Origin of the sequence: Pseudomonas sp. NPDC087342 (assembly GCF_044744265.1) — a bacterium.
Lineage (GTDB): Bacteria > Pseudomonadota > Gammaproteobacteria > Pseudomonadales > Pseudomonadaceae > Aquipseudomonas > Aquipseudomonas nunensis.
The window spans coordinates 964268-982813 of the sequence record NZ_JBIUXZ010000001.1; the positions used below are offsets into that span (position 1 = coordinate 964268).

The 18546-nt window shown below is 61.5% G+C and carries 15 protein-coding genes and 1 pseudogene; 11 read left to right on the forward strand and 5 right to left on the reverse strand.

Going from position 1 to position 18546, the window contains the following annotated elements; translation table 11 throughout:
- The first annotated feature begins 10 nt into the window (after positions 1–10).
- Positions 11–652 (forward strand): bifunctional nicotinamidase/pyrazinamidase, encoded by a 642-nt coding sequence (gene pncA / locus ACIOYV_RS04365; RefSeq protein WP_401321155.1) that lies wholly within the window; start codon positions 11–13, stop codon positions 650–652.
- Between the two features lie 165 nt (positions 653–817).
- Here the strand turns inward: pncA and ACIOYV_RS04370 are convergent, their stop codons facing one another.
- The gene (locus tag ACIOYV_RS04370) at positions 818–2119 is read right to left on the reverse strand and encodes an ATP-binding protein (protein WP_401321158.1); all 1302 of its coding nucleotides are present in this window, start codon (positions 2117–2119) and stop codon (positions 818–820) included.
- Positions 2120–2123: 4 nt separating this feature from the next.
- On the reverse strand, positions 2124–2825 hold the full coding sequence (locus ACIOYV_RS04375; RefSeq protein WP_163910253.1) for a response regulator transcription factor: 702 nt from the start codon (positions 2823–2825) through the stop codon (positions 2124–2126).
- A gap of 271 nt (positions 2826–3096) precedes the next feature.
- Here ACIOYV_RS04375 and ACIOYV_RS04380 point away from each other — a divergent pair, with 271 nt between their 5' ends.
- From ACIOYV_RS04380 to ACIOYV_RS04425, 10 genes are all read left to right on the forward strand, one after another.
- Complete coding sequence (locus ACIOYV_RS04380; protein ID WP_401321161.1) at positions 3097–4254, forward strand: efflux RND transporter periplasmic adaptor subunit; 1158 nt, start codon at positions 3097–3099, stop codon at positions 4252–4254.
- Positions 4255–4268: 14 nt separating this feature from the next.
- Complete coding sequence (locus ACIOYV_RS04385) at positions 4269–7367, forward strand: multidrug efflux RND transporter permease subunit (protein WP_401321164.1); 3099 nt, start codon at positions 4269–4271, stop codon at positions 7365–7367.
- A 196-nt stretch (positions 7368–7563) separates the two neighbouring features.
- A complete protein-coding gene (locus tag ACIOYV_RS04390; protein ID WP_054050623.1) occupies positions 7564–8205 on the forward strand; it encodes a DUF1345 domain-containing protein in 642 nt (213 codons plus the stop codon).
- A gap of 76 nt (positions 8206–8281) precedes the next feature.
- A complete protein-coding gene (locus tag ACIOYV_RS04395) occupies positions 8282–9121 on the forward strand; it encodes an AraC family transcriptional regulator (RefSeq protein WP_401321167.1) in 840 nt (279 codons plus the stop codon).
- Between the two features lie 52 nt (positions 9122–9173).
- Positions 9174–9782, forward strand: a complete 609-nt coding sequence (locus ACIOYV_RS04400; RefSeq protein ID WP_401321170.1) for a LysE family translocator — start codon at positions 9174–9176, stop codon at positions 9780–9782.
- Positions 9783–9959: 177 nt separating this feature from the next.
- Positions 9960–10946: a LacI family DNA-binding transcriptional regulator gene (locus ACIOYV_RS04405; protein ID WP_401322602.1), complete on the forward strand. Its 987-nt coding sequence runs from the start codon at positions 9960–9962 to the stop codon at positions 10944–10946.
- Between the two features lie 180 nt (positions 10947–11126).
- Positions 11127–11909, forward strand: a complete 783-nt coding sequence (locus tag ACIOYV_RS04410; protein WP_401321173.1) for a sugar phosphate isomerase/epimerase family protein — start codon at positions 11127–11129, stop codon at positions 11907–11909.
- Positions 11902–12897: a sugar kinase gene (locus ACIOYV_RS04415; RefSeq protein WP_401321176.1), complete on the forward strand. Its 996-nt coding sequence runs from the start codon at positions 11902–11904 to the stop codon at positions 12895–12897. The genes ACIOYV_RS04410 and ACIOYV_RS04415 overlap by 8 nt, the downstream gene beginning before the upstream one ends.
- A 93-nt stretch (positions 12898–12990) precedes the next feature.
- Positions 12991–14289 (forward strand): MFS transporter, encoded by a 1299-nt coding sequence (locus ACIOYV_RS04420; protein ID WP_054050605.1) that lies wholly within the window; start codon positions 12991–12993, stop codon positions 14287–14289.
- A gap of 21 nt (positions 14290–14310) precedes the next feature.
- Positions 14311–15288: an NAD(P)-dependent oxidoreductase gene (locus ACIOYV_RS04425; RefSeq protein WP_401321180.1), complete on the forward strand. Its 978-nt coding sequence runs from the start codon at positions 14311–14313 to the stop codon at positions 15286–15288.
- Positions 15289–15534: 246 nt separating this feature from the next.
- Here ACIOYV_RS04425 and ACIOYV_RS04430 read toward each other — a convergent pair whose 3' ends face one another.
- The 3 genes and pseudogenes from ACIOYV_RS04430 to ACIOYV_RS04440 all read right to left on the reverse strand — a co-directional run.
- Positions 15535–16722, reverse strand: a complete 1188-nt coding sequence (locus tag ACIOYV_RS04430; protein WP_401321183.1) for a pyridoxal phosphate-dependent aminotransferase — start codon at positions 16720–16722, stop codon at positions 15535–15537.
- Positions 16723–16762: 40 nt separating this feature from the next.
- Positions 16763–17626 (reverse strand): methyl-accepting chemotaxis protein, encoded by an 864-nt coding sequence (locus ACIOYV_RS04435; RefSeq protein ID WP_401322605.1) that lies wholly within the window; start codon positions 17624–17626, stop codon positions 16763–16765.
- A pseudogene (locus tag ACIOYV_RS04440) lies at positions 17621–18421 on the reverse strand (MCP four helix bundle domain-containing protein); the annotation flags it as partial. The pseudogene ACIOYV_RS04440 and the gene ACIOYV_RS04435, both read right to left, overlap by 6 nt.
- Positions 18422–18546: the final 125 nt, after the last annotated feature.

Sequence of the window (18546 nt, forward strand, 5' to 3'; positions counted from 1 at the left end):
GAACCCAACCATGTCACATCCCTCGCTTCACCCTTCCCGCACGGCCCTGCTGGTGATCGACGTGCAGAACGACTTCATCCCCGGCGGCCAACTGGCGGTACCCGAAGGCGACGTGATCATCCCCTTGATCAATCGCCTCGGCAGTCAGTTCAATCAAGTGGTCATTGCCCAGGACTGGCACCCGGCGGGGCACGCCTCGTTTGCCTCCAGCCACCCGCATCGCAAACCCTACGATGTGATTCAACTGCCCTACGGCGAGCAGACGCTGTGGCCGGAGCATTGCGTGCGCGGCACCCACGGCGCCGAATTGCATGCGAATCTGGACTTGCCCCATGCGCAGTTGATCATCCGCAAGGGCTGCAATCCGGATATCGACAGTTATTCGGCGTTTCTGGAGGCCGATCGAACCACCACCACGGGGTTGGCCGGCTATTTGAAGGAACGCGGCATCGACACGGTTTACCTGGTCGGCCTGGCGCTGGACTTCTGCGTGATGTTTTCTGCGCTGGATGCGCGGGCTGCGGGGTTCAATGCGTTTGTGGTGCTGGATGCCTGCCGGGCGATTGATCTGGATGGCTCACTGGCGGCGGCGATTGAGCGGATGCAGGTGGCTGGGGTTGGATTGATTCAATCCCCGGCGATACTCGCCTGACACCCCACGATCTGTAGCCGCTGGCGAAGCCTGCGTTCGGCTGCGAAGCAGTCGTAAAATCATGCGGCGCGGTGCTTCAGGAAGACCGTGTGCTCAGGTTTGGCGACTGCTGCGCAGCCGAACGCAGGCTTCGCCAGCTGCTACAGAAGCGATGAGCGTGCTGTGTCAGGCAGGTGTCGGCAACCATAGTCTGAACCGCGCCCCACCCAGCGGCGAAGCCTCAACCGTCAGCGTCCCGCCCTGGGCTTCGAGGGCGCGGCGGCTGATCGCCAGCCCCAACCCAAAACCACCGGTAGCCCGATCCCGGCTCCGATCCAGTCGATAAAACGGCTCGAATATCCGCTCACGCTCATCCTCCGGAATACCGATTCCGTCGTCATCCACCCAAATCTCACAGCCTTTCGGGCACACCTGCACGCCAATCTGAATGCGTTTTTCGCAATAGCGCATCGCGTTGCGCAGCAGGTTCTGCAACGCACGCGCGGTCAAACGCGGGTCGAGGGTAAAGCGCTCAAGCTGACCATGCAGCAACACGTCAATCACGATGTCCGGCGATTCCAGCTCTTCATCGACGCTGCCCAAAATACTGTCGATGAACTCATCCAGCGACACTTCAACTCGCTCCGGCAGGCGCGCCGGATTTTGCAGGCGGCTGTAGGACAGCAGTTCCAGCACCAATTCATCCAGCTCACGAATGTGCGCCACCAACCCTTGCAGGCGTTCGCGGCTCGGTGTCGGCATGTCATCGGACAGCGCCAGGGCCAGGCCGAAATCCAGGCGAGTCAGCGGCGTGCGCAGTTCGTGGGACACGGCGTTGAGCAAGTCACGTTGCTGGTTGAGCAAGTTCTCGATGTCGCCGGCCATGGTGTCGAACACGTTGGCCAGACTGCCGATGTTCGATTTTTGGGAGATCTGCGTGCGCTCGCTCAAATGACCTTTGCCGAAACGTTCGGCAGTGCCTTTCAGGCGTTCGAGGTCGCGCCAGTGCGGGCGCAGCCATATCAACAGGCACGCGAGCATGGTCGCGCCGATCAGCACGTTGATGCTCCAGTACAACAGATTGACGTCCAGCGGGTCCGGCGGCACCACCATTTGCACCACTGTCCGCTCGTTCAACGGTGCCACGGCCAGGGTGCGCCAGCCCCAGTCGCCGATGCGCACGACATTCTCGCCGCGCTGCAAACGTTCACGCTCATCGAGGGTGAAGTCGGCGTCATCCTTGCCCGCCAGCACGATATGCAGCGGCTGGAATTCCTTGTCCATTTCAGCCGCCAGCGCCGGCCACTGCGCCTCTGGCACCGCGTGAAACTGTTTGACGATCAGGGTTTGCAAGCCTCGGGAATAATCGAGGTTGTAGGTGACAAAGCGTTCATGGAACAGCTTGATCACCACGTCCGGCACCAGGTAAATCGCCGCGCTGTAGGAAACGATCGTCACCAGATACAGGCGAAAGAGGATTCTGAACATCGACTCAGCATTCCCACTCGGAGCGACTGAACAGGTAACCCTTGCCCCACACGGTCTTGATCTTGCGCGCCTCGCCGGCGTGGTCGTCGAACTTGCGGCGCAGTTTGGAAATCGCCACGTCCACCGAACGGTCAGTGCCGTTGAATTCGATGCCGCGCAGGCGTTGCAGGATCTGGTCGCGGCTCAACACTTCGCCGGCATGCCGGGCCAATACCACCAGCAGGTTGTATTCGCCGCTGGACAGTTCGACCAATTGATCGCGCCAGGTCACGGTGCGCTCGGACAGGTCGATGCACAGGTTGCCCATCAGGATGCGATCGTTGGCAGTCTGCGGTTCGCCGAGGCTGCTGCGGCGCAGTAAGGTGCGCACCCGAGCCAGCAGCACGCGCGGCTCGCAGGGTTTGGTCACGTAGTCGTCGGCGCCCATTTCCAGGCCCAGCACCTGGTCGTGGCTATCGTCCCGGGCAGTGAGCATCAGGATCGGCAGAGTAGCCGAATCAGCCCTGAGCAAGCGGCAGACTTGCAGACCGTCGAGCCCCGGCAACATCAGATCGAGGATCACCAGGTCCGGCGGATTGACCCGCGCGCGTTCGCGCACATGATCGCCGCGACTGATCACGCTGACGGAATAGCCATTGCGTTCCAGGTAGCTGGCGATCAGTTCGGAGAGCGCGGTGTCGTCTTCGACCAGGAGGATGTTGGGCATGGGGTGTTTCCAGAAAAGTGCTGTGGCGACAGGTCCGGCCTCTTCGCGGGCAAGCCTCGCTCCTACAGATGAATACGATATCCCTGTAGGAGCGAGGCTTGCCCGCGAAGGCAATCTGACCGTCGCAAAAGTAATCAAGCGCCAAAGGATATACGCCCTCGTACGTCTAAGAGTAAAACCCTTACACAATTTCACACAGCGCCTACAAAGCTTCACCGCTACCCTCGTCGCCTCCCCGTAGGATGCTGGGGGTCATTATTGGGGTAACTACATGTCAAAGAATCTGCTTGCCACGCTCAGCCTGCTTGCACTGGCGTTGACACTGAGCGCTTGTGACAAGTCTTCGACCGCCGAAGAAGCCGCGCCACTGGCCACGGTACGGGTCGAAACCATCGAAGCGCGCCCTCTGTCGATCTCCAGCGAACTGAGCGGGCGCATCGCCGCGCCACGGATTGCCGAAGTCCGCGCTCGGGTGGCTGGCGTCGTGTTGCAACGCACCTTCCGCGAAGGCAGCGACGTGAAACAGGGCGACGTGCTGTTCCGCATCGACCCGGCACCGTTCAAGGCTGACCTGGACAGCGCCGAAGCGGCGTTGCGCAAGGCCGAGGCCAATGCGTTCCAGGCCAAGCTGCAAGAGCAGCGTTATTCGCAGTTGATCGAAGGCAATGCCATCAGCGGCCAGGACTACGACAACGCCCGGGCCAATGCCCGGCAAACCGCCGCTGAAGTGTCCGCCAACAAGGCTGCCGTGGCGCGGGCCAAGCTGAACCTGGGTTACGCCACCGTGACTGCGCCGATTTCCGGGCGCGTCGGTCGCGCTCTGGTTACCGAGGGCGCGCTGGTCGGGCAGAATGAAACCACGCCGCTGGCATTGATCCAGCAGTTGAACCCGATCCACGCCGACCTGACCCAGTCGACCCGTGAACTCAACGACCTGCGCCGGGCGTTCCGCTCCGGGCAATTACAGCAAGTCGGTCAGGATCAGGCCAAGGCCACATTGATCCAGGACGACGGCAGCCTGTACCCGCTGCCGAGCAAGCTGCTGTTCGCAGAGATTTCCGTGGACCCGGGCACCGGCCAGATCATCCTGCGCAGCGAATTCCCCAACCCGGACCTCGACTTGCTGCCCGGCAGCTTCGTGCGGGTGCGCATCGAGCAAGGGGTCAACCAGCAAGGCATCAGCGTGCCGCAACGGGCGATCCAGCGTGACAGCGCCGGGGTTGCCCAGGTGCTGCTGCTCGACGCCGATCAGCGTGTAGGCCTGCAACCGGTGCAATTGGGCGCAGTGCAGAACGATCGCTGGATCGTCAGCGGCGGTCTCAAACCCGGCGACCGCATCGTCACTGAAGGCCTGCAACACGCCAAGCCTGGCGAGAAAGTCCAGATCGACGACACCCCTCTTCCACTTGCCCAGGTTTCTGGTCAGTAAGCAGGACGCTTTTTATGCCGCAGTTCTTTATCGACCGCCCGGTGTTTGCCTGGGTGGTCGCATTGTTCATCCTGCTGGCCGGTGCCCTGGCCATTCCGCAGTTGCCGGTGGCGCAGTACCCCGACGTCGCGCCGCCGCAGATCGAGATCAACGCCACGTACCCCGGCGCCTCGGCACAAACCATCGACGAGAGCGTGGTCAGCCTGATCGAGGAAGAGCTCAACGGCGCCGATCACCTGCTGTATTTCGAGTCACAGAGCAGCCTCGGCAGTGCCACTATCAAGGCTACATTTCAACCGGGCACCAATCCGGAAATGGCCCAGGTGGACGTGCAAAACCGCCTGAAAGTCATCGAGTCACGCCTGCCCCAAGCGGTGAACCAGCAAGGGTTGTCGGTGGAGAAAGTCTCTTCCGGTTTCCTGTTGCTGATCACGCTGACCTCCAGCGACGGCAAGCTCGACGACGTGGCGCTCAGCGATTACCTGGCGCGCAACGTGATGAACGAGATCAAGCGCCTGGACGGCGTCGGCAAAGCGCAACTGTATGGCGCCGAGCGGGCTATGCGGATCTGGATCGACCCGCGCAAGCTGATCGGTTTCAACCTCACGCCCGCCGATGTGAACGCCGCGATCGTGGCGCAGAACGCCCAGGTGTCTGCCGGCAGCATCGGCGACTTGCCGACCCGCAGCACTCAGGAAATCACCGCGACCATCGTGGTCAAAGGTCAGTTGTCGACGCCGGAAGAGTTCGCCGACATTGTGCTCAAGGCCAATGCCGACGGTTCCACGGTGCGCATCAAAGATGTGGCGCGGGTCGAGATCGGCAGCCAGGAATACCAGTTCGGCACCCGCCTGAACGGCAAGCCGTCCACCGCCGTCGGCGTGCAGTTGTCGCCGGGGGCCAACGCCCTGAGCACCGCCACCGCCGTGCGGGCGAAGATGGATGAACTGGCGCGCTACTTCCCGGCCAACGTCGAATACAAGATTCCCTACGACACGTCGCCGTTCGTGAAGGTCTCGATCACCAAAGTGGTCTACACCCTCGGCGAGGCGATGTTGCTGGTGTTTGCGGTGATGTTCCTGTTCCTGCAAAACATCCGCTACACGCTGATCCCGACATTGGTTGTACCCGTGGCGCTGATGGGCACCTTCGCAACCATGCTTGCGCTGGGTTTCTCGATCAACGTGCTGACCATGTTCGGCATGGTGCTGGCCATCGGCATTCTGGTGGACGACGCGATTGTGGTGGTGGAGAACGTCGAGCGGATCATGGTTTCCGAGGGCCTGTCGCCCAAGGACGCCACGCGCAAGGCGATGAAGCAGATTACTGGCGCAATCATCGGCATTACCCTGGTGCTGGTGGCGGTGTTTATTCCGATGGCGTTCATGCAGGGTTCGGTCGGGGTCATTTACAAGCAGTTCTCGCTGTCGATGGCCACATCGATCCTGTTCTCTGCGTTCCTCGCGTTGACCTTGACCCCGGCACTTTGCGCCACGCTGCTCAAACCGATCGCCAAAGGCGAGCACCACGAAAAGCGCGGTTTCTTCGGCTGGTTCAACCGTCGTTTCGAACAGTTGACCGTGCGTTATCAAGGCTGGGTCGCCTATGCGCTGAAACGCACCGGGCGTTACCTGTTGATCTACGGCGTGCTGCTGATCGGGCTGGGCCTGTGTTTCAGTCGCTTGCCCTCCTCGTTCCTGCCGGTGGAAGACCAGGGTTACACCATCACCGATGTTCAACTGCCGCCGGGCGCGAGCAAGAACCGCACGGTGCAAGTGGTCGAGCAGATCGAAAAGCACAACGCCAAGGAACCCGGCGTTGGCGACAGCACGGTGATTCTCGGTTTCAGCTTCTCCGGCAGCGGGCAGAATGCGGCGTTGGCGTTTACCACGTTGAAGGATTGGTCCGAGCGCAGCAGCGATGACTCGGCCAGTTCGATTGCCGACCGCGCCAACATCGCCCTGAGCCAGATCAAGGACGCCATGGTGTTTGCCGTGTTGCCTCCACCGGTTGATGGCCTCGGCACCTCAAGCGGTTTCGAGTTCCGCTTGCAGGATCGCGGTGGCCTCGGCCATGCCACGCTGATGCAGGCACGCACGCAACTGCTGGAAGCGGCGGAGAAAAGCCCGATCCTGATGAACGTGCGCGAAAGCGCCCTTGCCGAAGCGCCGCAGGTGCAGCTGGAAGTCGATCGTAAACAGGCGAATGCCCTGGGCGTTTCGTTTGCCGATGTGGGTAGCGTGTTGTCCACGGCGGTGGGTTCGGCCTACATCAACGACTTCCCCAACCAGGGTCGGATGCAGCGCGTGGTGGTGCAGGCCGAAGGCGATCAGCGCAGTCAGGTCGAGGATCTGCTGAAGATCAATGTGCGCAACAGCGCCGGGAAAATGGTGCCGCTGTCAGCCTTCGTCCAGGCAAAATGGACCCAGGGCCCGGCGCAGTTGACCCGCTACAACGGCTATCCGGCCATCAGCATTTCCGGCGAACCGAAACCGGGCCACAGCACCGGCGAAGCCATGGCGGAGATCGAGCGGTTGGTAGCGCAAGGCCCGGCGGGCTTGGGTCAGGAATGGACGGGTTTGTCGCTGCAGGAGCGTTTGTCCGGCAGTCAGGCGCCGATTCTGCTCGGCCTGTCGCTGCTGATTGTGTTCCTGTGCCTGGCAGCGCTGTATGAGAGCTGGTCGATTCCGACTTCGGTGTTGCTGGTGGTGCCGCTCGGTGTACTCGGCGCGGTATTGGCGGTGACGTTGCGCGGGATGCCTAACGATGTGTTCTTCAAGGTCGGGCTGATCACCATCATCGGTCTGTCGGCGAAGAACGCGATTCTGATCATCGAATTCGCCAAGAGCCTGTACGACGAAGGCCACGACCTGATCGACGCCACGCTGCAAGCCGCGCGCCTGCGGTTGCGGCCGATTGTGATGACGTCGCTGGCGTTCATTCTTGGCGTGGTGCCGTTGGCGATTGCCACCGGGGCCAGCTCGGCGAGCCAGCAAGCCATCGGTACCGGGGTGATCGGCGGGATGATTACCGCGACATTGGCGGTGCTGTTTGTGCCGGTGTTTTTTGTGGTGGTGATGAAACTGGTGGGCAAGCGCCACAAAGACATCTGATCACCGATCCCCTGTCTGATCAGCGATCCCCTGTAGGAGCGAGGCTTGCCCGCGAAAGCGGTGTGTCAGTCAACATGAATGCTGACTGACACGGCCTCTTCGCGGGCAAGCCTCGCTCCTACGAGGGCGCGCGTTTGTGGTCACAACCCGCCCCGCTGGGCTAAGGTGTTGCAAAGCCCTGACCCAACGAGCCTCCATGCCCCTCCTCGCCCGCACCCATCCTCGCCTGTCCGCCGCTGCCACCCTCGGCATCGCGGTGGGCATTCTGGCTCCGGCCGATTCGATCATCAGTAAAATCCTCATCGGCTGGAACGCCGGGGTCTGGACTTACCTGATCCTGATGTTCTGGCTTGCGGCACGCGCCAAGGCCCCGGACGTCAAGCGCATCGCCGAGGTCGAAGACGAAAACGCCGGACTGGTGCTGTTCGTGGTGTGCATTGCGGCGATTGCCAGCCTCGCGACCATCACCTTCGAACTGGCCGGCAGCAAAGACCTGGAAACTTCGCGCAAACTGCTGCATTACGCCTTCACCGCCGCGACCGTGATCGGTTCGTGGCTGCTGATCGGGGTGATTTTCTGCGTGCACTACGCCCGGTTGTTTTACACCTGGGACGGCAAGGAACCGGCATTGCGTTTCGCCGAAGGCCTGACCACCCCCAATTACTGGGACTTCCTGTACTTCTCGTTCACCATCGGCGTCGCGGTGCAAACGGCGGATGTCGGCGTGGCTACCCGGGGCATTCGCAAGATTGTGCTGGCGCAGTCGCTGATCGGTTTTCTGTTCAACACGGCGATTCTCGGGTTTTCGATCAACATCGCCGCCGGACTTTTCAGCTAAACGCTGCACAAACGTTCTAGGCATCCATCGCGTCGGGGGCGTTAAATAAGTCGGCAATCCGTCTCACAGGTGCAGCATGAGCCCGCATAACTGGATCGACCTGGCCCAGGACGCCGACACCGGCATCGAGACCCTGCGCGCGCATTTCGAGGGCCACGCCTACGACCCGCATTGGCACGACAGCTATCTGGTGGGTGTCACCGAGCAAGGCGTGCAGCAATTCAACTGCCGCCGGGCCCGGCATCAAAGCACGCCGGGCAAGGTGTTCCTGCTCGAACCTGGCGATATCCACGACGGCGAAGCGCCCACCGAGGACGGCTTTACCTACCGCATGCTCTACCTCGACCCGCAATGGCTGGAACGGGAATTGGTCGAGCTGTTCGAAGACGCCCCGCTCAACAGCCAATTGAGTTTCGCCAACACCCTGACCAGCGACCCGCAACTGGCCCAGGCCACCAGTCTGGCGTTCCAGACCTTGCACGGCGGCGAACTGAAGATCGTGCGCCAGACAGCCCTCGACGGGTTGCTCGAACACCTGACCCGTCACCTGCATTGGCGCACCCGCTGCGGCGCAGACCCGCGCCTGCCGCTGGTGGCGCAAAAGGCTCGGGAATATCTGCACGCCAATGCCCACCTCGACATCGGTCTCGATCAACTGGCCGCAGCCACTGGCGTCGATCGCTTTCGCCTGACCCGCGCGTTCAAGGCGGCTTATGGTCTGGCACCCCACGCCTATCTGGTGCAACTGCGCCTGTCCAAAGCCCGGCGGATGCTCGCCAGCGGCTTGCAACCGGCAGCGGTGGCGATGGAATTGGGGTTTGCCGATCAGAGTCATCTGGGGCGCTGGTTTGTTCGGGCCTATGGGCTGACGCCGGCGATGTATCGCAAGCGCTGCTCAAATCTTCCAGACAGGTAGCACGTCCGTTGTGAAGATCGACTTCAATGATCTTCACTGGAGTTTGCCTGCGATGTGGCCTTCTTTTCCGACGTTACTGCCCTTCCTGCTGTTTGCTTTCGTGGCCTCGATCACGCCCGGCCCGACCAATATCCTGGTGTTGAGCAACAGTGCCCGATATGGCCTGAAAGCGGCTGTCCCGATCATCTTCGGCGCCTGTGCCAGCGCCGCGACAATCGTGTTATTGGTCGGTACTGGCGCAGGCTCCTCGCTGACGTCATTGCCCGGTGTTCAAACCACTATGCAGTGGGTCGGTGTGGCTTGGCTGAGCTACCTTGCCTGGCAGATTTTCTTCGCCCAGGCCCAGGCCCTTGCCCCTCAGGACACTCAGGCCAGGCTTGGAATGGTCGGTGCCGCCAGCCTGCAACTGATCAACCCGAAAACCTGGATGATGGCGCTCGCCGTCGTCAGCGTATTTGCGGGCGCCGGCGAGCAACGACTTGCTCACGTGGCGTACCTGTCGTTGGTGTTCTTTATGATTTCGCTGCCATGCCTGGGAGTCTGGGCGTTGCTCGGCGCAGGTTCCAGCCGGTGGTTGCGATCCCCCCGGGCAATGCAGCGTTTCAATCGGCTGATGGCCCTGCTGTTGCTGGTTTCGGCATGGCTGAGCGTGCTGATCTGACTGCCATCCGTCGGTGTTCATAAGGCGATGAACCACCAATCGCTTGACGGGTGATTTGGTTTTAGTGTTTCCTGAAACCGGTTTCAGCGTTATCACGAAGCGCTGAACCTAATAAATCCAATAAAAAGGTTTCAGACCGTGAACGACTTTTCCGCCGCCCAGCGCAGCCGCGTCACCATGCTCGATGTTGCCGAACACGCTGGCGTGTCCAAGGCCAGTGTCTCGCGCTTCATTGGCGACGACCGCGCCCTGCTCTCCGATGCCATTGCCCAGCGCATCGAGCAAGCGATCAGCCAATTGGGCTACCGTCCGAACCAGATGGCCCGTGGCCTTAAACGCGGGCGAACCCGCCTGATCGGCATGCTGGTGGCCGATATCCGTAACCCTTATTCGATTGCCGTGATGCATGGTGTGGAAACCGCTTGCCGTCAACACGGCTACAGCCTGGTGGTGTGCAACACCGACCGCGATGACGAGCAGGAACGTCAGCACCTTGCGTTGCTGCGCTCGTACAACATCGAAGGCTTGATCGTGAACACCCTGGGTCATCACCGCGATGAACTGCAGGAGTTGCATCGGGAAATGCCGTTGGTGCTGGTGGACCGCAAGGTCGAGCAGCTCGAAAGTGATCTGGTAGGCCTGGACAATCCCGCCGCCGTCGAAATGGCCCTCGCCCATCTTGAACAACGTGGTTACCGCGATGTGTTGCTGGTGACTGAACCGTTTGACGGCACCAGTTCGCGGATCGAACGGGTGAGCAGTTTCAAGGCCTGGATCAAGCGGCATTCCTCGTTTCAAGGTGCTGTGGTGGAAACCGGCAGCGACCTGACCTCACGTTTAAAAACCTTCCTTGAAACTCCCGGCCCAGGGCCGAAAGCGTTGTTCTGCGCCAACGGGATCGCGGCGCTGGCCAGCACTCATGCGTTGCGAGAACTGGGCTGCAAGCTGTTCGAGGATGTCGGGCTGATTGCCCTGGATGATCTGGATTGGTATCCGTTGGTGGGCAGCGGGATCACCGCCCTCGCCCAGCCGACGGCAGAGATTGGCGCGAGTGCATTCGAGTGTTTGCTCAAGCGCTTGCGTGGGGACGTCGGGCCGGTGCGGACCGTGGATTTTGCGGCGCGGTTGATTGTGCGTGGGTCCACCTGCGGAGTGAGTGGGTGATCATTCTGACGCCTTCGCGGGCAAGCCTCGCTCCTACAGGATTTTTGTCGTTCACCCATTTTCCGAACGCCGCGAAACTTGTAGGAGCGAGGCTTGCCCGCGAAGAGGCCCTAAAGAACACCGCATCGCTTGATCCTTTTTTTTGAACAAAAATGAAACCGGTTTCAGAGGTAGATAACAATGAATAAACCACCCGTTTCCATCAGCCTGTCGAGCTACGGCGCCGATCTGGTTCGCCAGCGCGGCCAAGGCAGTTTCGTCGACCTGTTGGCCGCCGCCGGCGCCACGCGCATTGAATGGCGCGAAGAGTTGCTGACCCATGAAGAACCCGCGCAACTGGCCGACGCCACCCAGGCTCGCGGTCTGGAAAGCGTGTATTCCTCGCCCATGGAACTGTGGCTGGCCGGCCAATCGCGGCCCAATCCCGAGCTGGTCACCACCCTGCAACGGGCCCAGGCCTTCGGCGCCAAATGGTTGAAAGTCTCCCTCGGTTACTTCACCGACAACAACGATCTCCAGGCTTTAGCTCGGTTGCTGACCCAGAGCCCGGTGCAACTGCTGGTGGAAAACGACCAGACCTTGCACGGCGGGCGCATTGAGCCGTTCCAGCGCTTCTTCGCCGAGGTCGAGCAACACAACCTGCCGATTAAGATGACCTTCGACATCGGCAACTGGCAATGGCAGGACCAGTCCGCCGCCAGCGCCGCGCGTGCGCTTGGCCGGCATGTCGGTTATGTGCACTGCAAAGCGGTGGCACGCCGAGCCGACGGCAAACTGGTGGCGATGCCGCCGAGCGCCAGCGACCTGCATCTGTGGGAACAACTGCTGCGGCACATGGCCCAAGGCGTAATGCGGGCGGCTGAATACCCGCTGCAAGGTGACGATCTGGTGCAACTGACCACTGAACATGTCGCCACCCTCGCCCGCCTCGGGCAATCACGGTTGGAGAACGCGCATGTCTGAGATCGATATCCTCTCGTTCGGCGAAACCATGGCGATGTTCGTGGCCGAGCAGAGCGGTGATCTGGCGGCGGTTGGCCAGTTTCATAAACGCATTGCCGGGGCCGACAGCAACGTCGCAATTGGCCTGTCGCGGTTGGGCTTCAACGTTGCCTGGTTGAGCCGGGTCGGCGCGGACTCCTTGGGTCGTTTCGTGATCGATACGCTGGAGAAAGAAGGCCTGGATTGCCGGCATGTCGCTATCGACCCGGCGCACCCCACCGGTTTTCAACTCAAGTCCCGCGCTGACGATGGCAGCGATCCGGTGGTCGAGTATTTCCGTCGTGGTTCGGCGGCCAGTCACTTGTCGGTGCAGTCGATTGCTCCCGATCTGTTGACCGCGCGGCACTTGCACGCCACCGGCATTCCGCCGGCGCTCTCCGCCAGCGCCCGGGAAATGTCCTTCGAGTTGATGACCCGCATGCGCGAGGCCGGGCACAGTGTGTCGTTCGACCCGAACCTGCGTCCGAGCCTGTGGGCCAGCGAGCAGTTGATGATCACCGAGATCAACCGCCTCGCCGCACTCGCCCACTGGGTGCTGCCGGGGTTGAGTGAAGGTCGCTTGCTCACCGGTTTCGACGACCCGGCGGACATCGCGGCGTTTTACCTCGATCAAGGCGCGGAAGCCGTGGCGATCAAGCTCGGGCCGCACGGTGCTTATTACCGTACGCATCTGGATCAGGGGTTCATTGCCGGTGTGCCGGTAGAAACCGTTGTCGATACCGTCGGCGCTGGCGATGGTTTTGCCGTCGGCATGATCAGCGCCTTGCTGGAAAACCTCAGCTTTGCCGAAGCCGTGCAGCGCGCCAACTGGATTGGCAGCCGTGCGGTGCAGAGTCGCGGGGATATGGAGGGGTTGCCGACCCGCCATGAGTTGCCCGTCAAGTTTGAGGACGCCGTTCGCGAGCAAGCTTCGCTCCTACAGGGCTCAGGGTTAGCGCATTCCCTGTAGGAGCGAGGCTTGCCCGCGAAGAGGCCCGCCCAGTCACTAAAGATTCAGACCGTTACCTGCTGCGACAAAAACAACAAGCTCAGGAGCACCATCATGAAAACCGCAACACTCGCCACCCGCCGCTGGTGGTACATCATGCCCATCGTGTTTATCACCTACAGCCTGGCGTACCTGGACCGCGCCAACTACGGGTTCGCCGCCGCCTCCGGGATGGCCGAAGACCTGATGATCACCCCGGGCCTGTCGTCGATGCTCGGCGCACTGTTCTTCCTCGGCTACTTTTTCTTCCAGGTGCCGGGCGCGATCTACGCCCAGAAACACAGCGTGAAGAAGCTGATTTTCGTCAGCCTGATTCTCTGGGGCGGTCTCGCCACCCTGACCGGGATCGTCTCCAACGCCTATTGGCTGATCGTCATCCGCTTCATGCTCGGCGTGGTCGAAGCCGCGGTGATGCCGGCAATGCTGGTGTATCTGTGCCACTGGTTCACCCGCGCCGAACGCTCCCGGGCCAACACGTTCCTGATCCTCGGCAACCCGGTGACCATGCTGTGGATGTCGGTGGTGTCCGGGTATCTGGTGCAGCATTTCAGCTGGCGCTGGATGTTTATCGTCGAAGGATTACCGGCGGTGCTCTGGGCGTTTATCTGGTGGCGCCTGGCGGATGAGCGTCCGGCCCAGGCCAAGTGGCTCAGCGATGAAGAGAAACAGGATCTGGAAAGCGCCCTCGCCGCTGAACAGGTCGGCATCAAAGCAGTGAAGAACTACGCCGAAGCCTTCCGCTCGCCAAAAGTCATCGTGCTGGCTCTGCAATTTTTCTGCTGGAGCATTGGCGTCTACGGTTTCGTGTTGTGGCTGCCGTCGATCCTCAAGGCTGGCTTGCAGATGGACATGGTCGAAGCCGGCTGGCTCTCGGCGCTGCCTTACTTGGCGGCGGTGATCGGCATGCTCGCGGTGTCCTGGGGCTCGGACAAATTGCAGAAGCGCAAACGCTTTGTCTGGCCGCCACTGCTGATCGCCTCGATTGCGTTCTACGGTTCCTACGCCTTGGGCGCGGAGCATTTCTGGTGGTCCTACACCTTGCTGGTGATCGCCGGGGCTTGCATGTATGCGCCTTATGGCCCGTTCTTCGCGATCGTTCCGGAAATCCTCCCGGCCAACGTCGCCGGCGGCGCCATGGCGCTGATCAACAGCATGGGCGCCCTCGGTTCGTTTGGCGGTTCCTATCTGGTCGGTTACCTGAACAGCACCACCGGTTCGCCCGGCGCTTCGTACCTGTTGATGAGCGGCGCGCTGATGCTCTCGGTGGTGCTGACGATTTTCCTCAAGCCCGGCGCCAGTGACCGGGTCGTGGCCAAAGCCGCAGTGAAACGGCCGATGGCGGCTCACCCTTGAATTGAAGTTGAGACGATAACCATGAAAAAGCAGGTTGTGCTGTACAAGAAACTCTCGCCGTTGCTGATGGCCCGCCTGCACGAGCAGGCCGACGTGACCCTGATCGAAAGCCTTGATGCCGACGGTCTGGCCAAACTGCGCGCGGCCCTGCCCCGGGCCCAGGGCTTGCTCGGCGCCAGTCTGAAACTGGATGCGGCATTGCTCGACCTCGCGCCGAATCTGGAAGCGATTGCCAGCGTTTCGGTGGGCGTCGACAACTACGACATCGATTACCTGACCGAGCGCCGCATCCTGCTCAGCAACACCCCGGACGTGCTCACCGAAACCACCGCCGACACCGGTTTTGCATTGATCCTGGCCACAGCCCGGCGCGTGGTGGAACTGGCGAACATGGTTCGTTCCGGCCATTGGCACCGCAACATCGGCCCGGCGCAGTTTGGCACCGATGTACACGGTAAAACGTTGGGCATTATTGGCATGGGCCGCATCGGCGAAGCGGTGGCCCAGCGCGGACATTTCGGCTTTGGCATGCCGGTGATCTATCACAGCCATTCGCCGAAACCGGCGGTGGAACAGCGTTTCAATGCGCAATACCGTAGCTTGCCGGAGCTGTTGCAGGAGGCGGATTTTGTCTGCCTGACCTTGCCACTGACGGCTGAAACCGAAGGTTTGATCGGCGCGGAACAGTTTGCCTTGATGGGCCCGGCAACGATCTTTATCAATATTTCCCGGGGTAAGGTGGTGGACGAAGCGGCGTTGATCCGAGCACTGCGCGAGGGGCAGATTCGTGCTGCCGGGCTGGATGTGTTCGAGCGCGAGCCGCTGAACCATGATTCGCCGCTGATGCAGTTGAACAACGTGGTGGCAACGCCGCACATTGGCTCGGCAACGCATGAGACGCGCGAAGCGATGGCCAAGTGTGCGGTGGACAATCTGCTGATGGCGCTGGCGGGTGAGCGACCGGTGAACCTGGTGAATGCCGGGGCGTGGAAGGCCTGAGCCATTTGGCGCCTGCCAAGACGCCTTCGCGGGCAAGCCTCGCTCCTACAGGGATTGCGGCGAACCTGTAGGAGCGAGGCTTGCCCGCGAAGAGGCCGGCCCAGACAATACAAGGCGTGAAGCTCTGAGAAATTTGGCGCCAGCCAGGGCGCCTTCGCGGGCAAGCCTCGCGCCTACAGGGACTGCGGCGAACCTGTAGGAGCGAGGCTTGCCCGCGAAGAGGCCCTCAAACCCACCACAAAATCCTCAGGCGCGCCGCGCTTCCAGAAGATCCGCCGCGCACAGCGCTATCCGCCGACACGCATCCGCCAGTTTCACCTGATCCACCACCAGCCCGATCCGGATATGCCCTGCCGCACTCGGCCCGAAGGCCTCCCCCGCCAGCACCGACACGCCATAGCCTTCCAGCAATCGCTCGGCAAACCTTTGGGCGCAGAGCCCGGTCGGGCGCACATCGACCATCACGAACATCCCGCCATCAGGCTTGATCGGGCGGATGCCCAGGCAATTGCTCAATCGCGCGCACACCAGGTCCCGGCGCTGGCGATACTCCTCGCGCATCTGCGCGACTTCCGGCAAATCCCGGTCCAGCGCGACTTGCGCGGCTTTCTGCACGAAGTCCGGAATGCCAAACAGCATGCACAACGACAGGTGCACCAAATGTTCGGCCAAGGGTTTGGGGCCGATCACCCAACCGACCCGCCAGCCGCTCATGGCATGTGATTTGGACAAACTGTTGAGGGTCGCGGTGCGCTCGGCCATACCCGGCAAACTGGCCGGGCTGATGTGTTCGCCTTCGTACAGCAAGTCGCTGTAGACCTCGTCGCTGATCAGCCACAAGTCGTGACGAACGCAGAGCAGCGCCAGTTCCTGCCAGATTTTTAAAGACAGATTGGCGCCGGAAGGATTGTTCGGACTGTTGAGCAGAATTACCCGTGTCCTGGGCGTGATCAGCGCCGCGACATCCGCCGGATCTACCCGGAAACCGTTCTCCGGACGCACCGACACCGGCATCACTTTGGCGCCGCAGGCACCCAACACACCTTCGTAAGTGACGTACATCGGTTCGGCGACGATCACCTCATCGCCCGGATCCAGCAGACACTGCGCCACCGAGTACACCGCGCATTGCGCGCCCGGCAACACGATCACATGCTCGGCGTCCACCGCTTGACCGCTGCGGCGCCGGTGTCGACTGGCAATGCTGGTGCGCAGCGCCCGAGTGCCGCGCACATCCGAATAATGCGTGTCGCCGGCCAACAAGCTGTCGATGGCCGCCTGGACGATGGGTTTGGGCGTGTCGAAATCCGGATCGCCCACCGACAGGAGCAGCACATCAACCCCCTGCTCGCGCATCTCCAGCGCTCGATCATGAATCTGCCAGGCTGCCGCTCCGTCACCGGCGATGCGTTGGGTCAAGGCTGAATAGCGCATGTACTTCTCCTGTCGCGCGTGCTCCAGACTCAACCCTATCTCAAATTACAAAACGCGCCACCATCGCGTTCAAATCCACCGCCAATCGCGACAACTCGTGGGTGGCGGCGCTGGTCTGGTTGGCGCCGGCGGCGGACTGGGTGGCGAGGTCGCGGATGTTGACCAGGTTGCGGTCGACTTCGCGGGACACTTGAGCCTGCTCTTCGGAAGCGCTGGCGATCACCAGGTTGCGCTCGTTGATCAGGTTGATCGACTGGGTGATCTGCTCCAGCGCCACACCGGCGGCGCGGGCCATTTCCAGGGTGCTTTGGGTGCGCTGGTTGCTTTGCTGCATCGAGGAGACCGCTTCGCCGGTGCCGTTCTGAATGCCGGCGACCATTTTTTCGATTTCCTGGGTCGATTGCGCGGTGCGATGGGCCAGAGCCCGAACCTCGTCCGCGACCACCGCAAAACCACGTCCGGCTTCACCGGCACGCGCGGCTTCGATCGCCGCGTTGAGCGCCAGCAAGTTGGTTTGCTCGGCGATGGCGCGAATCACGTCCAGCACCTTGCCGATGTCACGGCCCTGGGCCGCCAGGCCTTCGATCATCACAGACGTGTTTTGCACGTCGTGGGTCATGGTCTGGATTGCGTCGACGGTTTCCACCACGCGATTGCGCCCTTCACGCGCGGCCTGGGTCGACTGGTTCGAGGCTTCGGACGTCGACACCGCGTTGCGCGCGACTTCTTCCACGGCGGCGGTCATTTCATTCACCGCCGTGGCGGCCTGTTCGATTTCGTTGTTCTGTTTTTGCAGGCCACGGGAAGACTCTTCGGTGACCGTGCTGAGTTCTTCGGCGGCAGCCCCCAACTGGGTGGCAGAGCCGGCGATCTGCTCGATGGTTTTGCGCAGGCTGTTCTGCATGGCGGCCAAGGCGCCGAGCAAACGGGCCGGTTCGTCCTTGCCATCGACTTCAATGGTTTTGATCAGGTTGCCGCCGGCGATGGTTTCTGCGGCCCGCACGGCGCGGTTCAGCGGCTCGATGATGCTACGGGTCAGCAGCCAGGCCAGCAGTACGGTCATCAGCGCCGCGACCACCGACACCACGATGATGCCGTTGGTGGCAAAGGAATACTGGTCGTCTGCCTGGGCATCGGCCGCTGTGGCGTCAGCCTTGTTAATGGCGATCAGTTTGTTCAACTGCTCGCCCATCTGATCGGTGCCGTCCTTGATGCGTGAGTTGATCAACTTGCGCATCTCATCCAGCTTGTCCTGGCGGGACAGATCCATCATCTCGCGCTGGGCTTGCAGGTAGTTGTCCAGGGTGGTGGCGAAGGTTTTGTACAGCGTCGCCTCTTCACCTCCCGCGGGCAACGCCGCATAACCGGCCTGGGCCGTTTTGACTTTGCCGACCAGCACGTCAATGCGGGTGGCGGCTTCTTGCAGGCTCGCCGGCTCACGGTTCACCAGCACGCGGAACGACAGAATGCGCATGCGCAGCACGTTTTCGGTCATGGTGCCGAGGAAGCCGATGCTGGGCAGGTGATTGCTTTCCATGTCCACGGAGGCCTGACGGATGATCGACATTCGACTCACGGCAAATACACCCAGCACGATGACCAGCAAGGCGATGAAGGCAAAACCGAGGAAGGCGCGGGGCGCGATATTCAGATTACGCATGGACATAGGATGAGTCTCGGGTGATTGAGCTTCGAGCATCCGTGCCGTGATCGCTGTCAGGTGGGCGTGTAAGCCGGCCGGATCAGCCTGGCGCCACTGTTGTAATAGGTTTGTGTGCGCCTATGAGAGTTATCGGCTGGACTTGAGGATTTTTGCGCGGGAAG

Excerpts from the sequence above, each read along its gene's own strand:
- pncA (WP_401321155.1), top strand. The coding sequence starts at position 11 with ATGTCACATCCCTCGCTTCACCCTTCCCGCACGGCCCTGCTGGTGATC.
- ACIOYV_RS04370 (WP_401321158.1), bottom strand. The coding sequence starts at position 2,119 with ATGTTCAGAATCCTCTTTCGCCTGTATCTGGTGACGATCGTTTCCTAC.
- ACIOYV_RS04375 (WP_163910253.1), bottom strand. The coding sequence starts at position 2,825 with ATGCCCAACATCCTCCTGGTCGAAGACGACACCGCGCTCTCCGAACTG.
- ACIOYV_RS04380 (WP_401321161.1), top strand. The coding sequence starts at position 3,097 with ATGTCAAAGAATCTGCTTGCCACGCTCAGCCTGCTTGCACTGGCGTTG.
- ACIOYV_RS04385 (WP_401321164.1), top strand. The coding sequence starts at position 4,269 with ATGCCGCAGTTCTTTATCGACCGCCCGGTGTTTGCCTGGGTGGTCGCA.
- ACIOYV_RS04390 (WP_054050623.1), top strand. The coding sequence starts at position 7,564 with ATGCCCCTCCTCGCCCGCACCCATCCTCGCCTGTCCGCCGCTGCCACC.
- ACIOYV_RS04395 (WP_401321167.1), top strand. The coding sequence starts at position 8,282 with ATGAGCCCGCATAACTGGATCGACCTGGCCCAGGACGCCGACACCGGC.
- ACIOYV_RS04400 (WP_401321170.1), top strand. The coding sequence starts at position 9,174 with ATGTGGCCTTCTTTTCCGACGTTACTGCCCTTCCTGCTGTTTGCTTTC.
- ACIOYV_RS04405 (WP_401322602.1), top strand. The coding sequence starts at position 9,960 with ATGCTCGATGTTGCCGAACACGCTGGCGTGTCCAAGGCCAGTGTCTCG.
- ACIOYV_RS04410 (WP_401321173.1), top strand. The coding sequence starts at position 11,127 with ATGAATAAACCACCCGTTTCCATCAGCCTGTCGAGCTACGGCGCCGAT.
- ACIOYV_RS04415 (WP_401321176.1), top strand. The coding sequence starts at position 11,902 with ATGTCTGAGATCGATATCCTCTCGTTCGGCGAAACCATGGCGATGTTC.
- ACIOYV_RS04420 (WP_054050605.1), top strand. The coding sequence starts at position 12,991 with ATGAAAACCGCAACACTCGCCACCCGCCGCTGGTGGTACATCATGCCC.
- ACIOYV_RS04425 (WP_401321180.1), top strand. The coding sequence starts at position 14,311 with ATGAAAAAGCAGGTTGTGCTGTACAAGAAACTCTCGCCGTTGCTGATG.
- ACIOYV_RS04430 (WP_401321183.1), bottom strand. The coding sequence starts at position 16,722 with ATGCGCTATTCAGCCTTGACCCAACGCATCGCCGGTGACGGAGCGGCA.
- ACIOYV_RS04435 (WP_401322605.1), bottom strand. The coding sequence starts at position 17,626 with ATGCAGAACAGCCTGCGCAAAACCATCGAGCAGATCGCCGGCTCTGCC.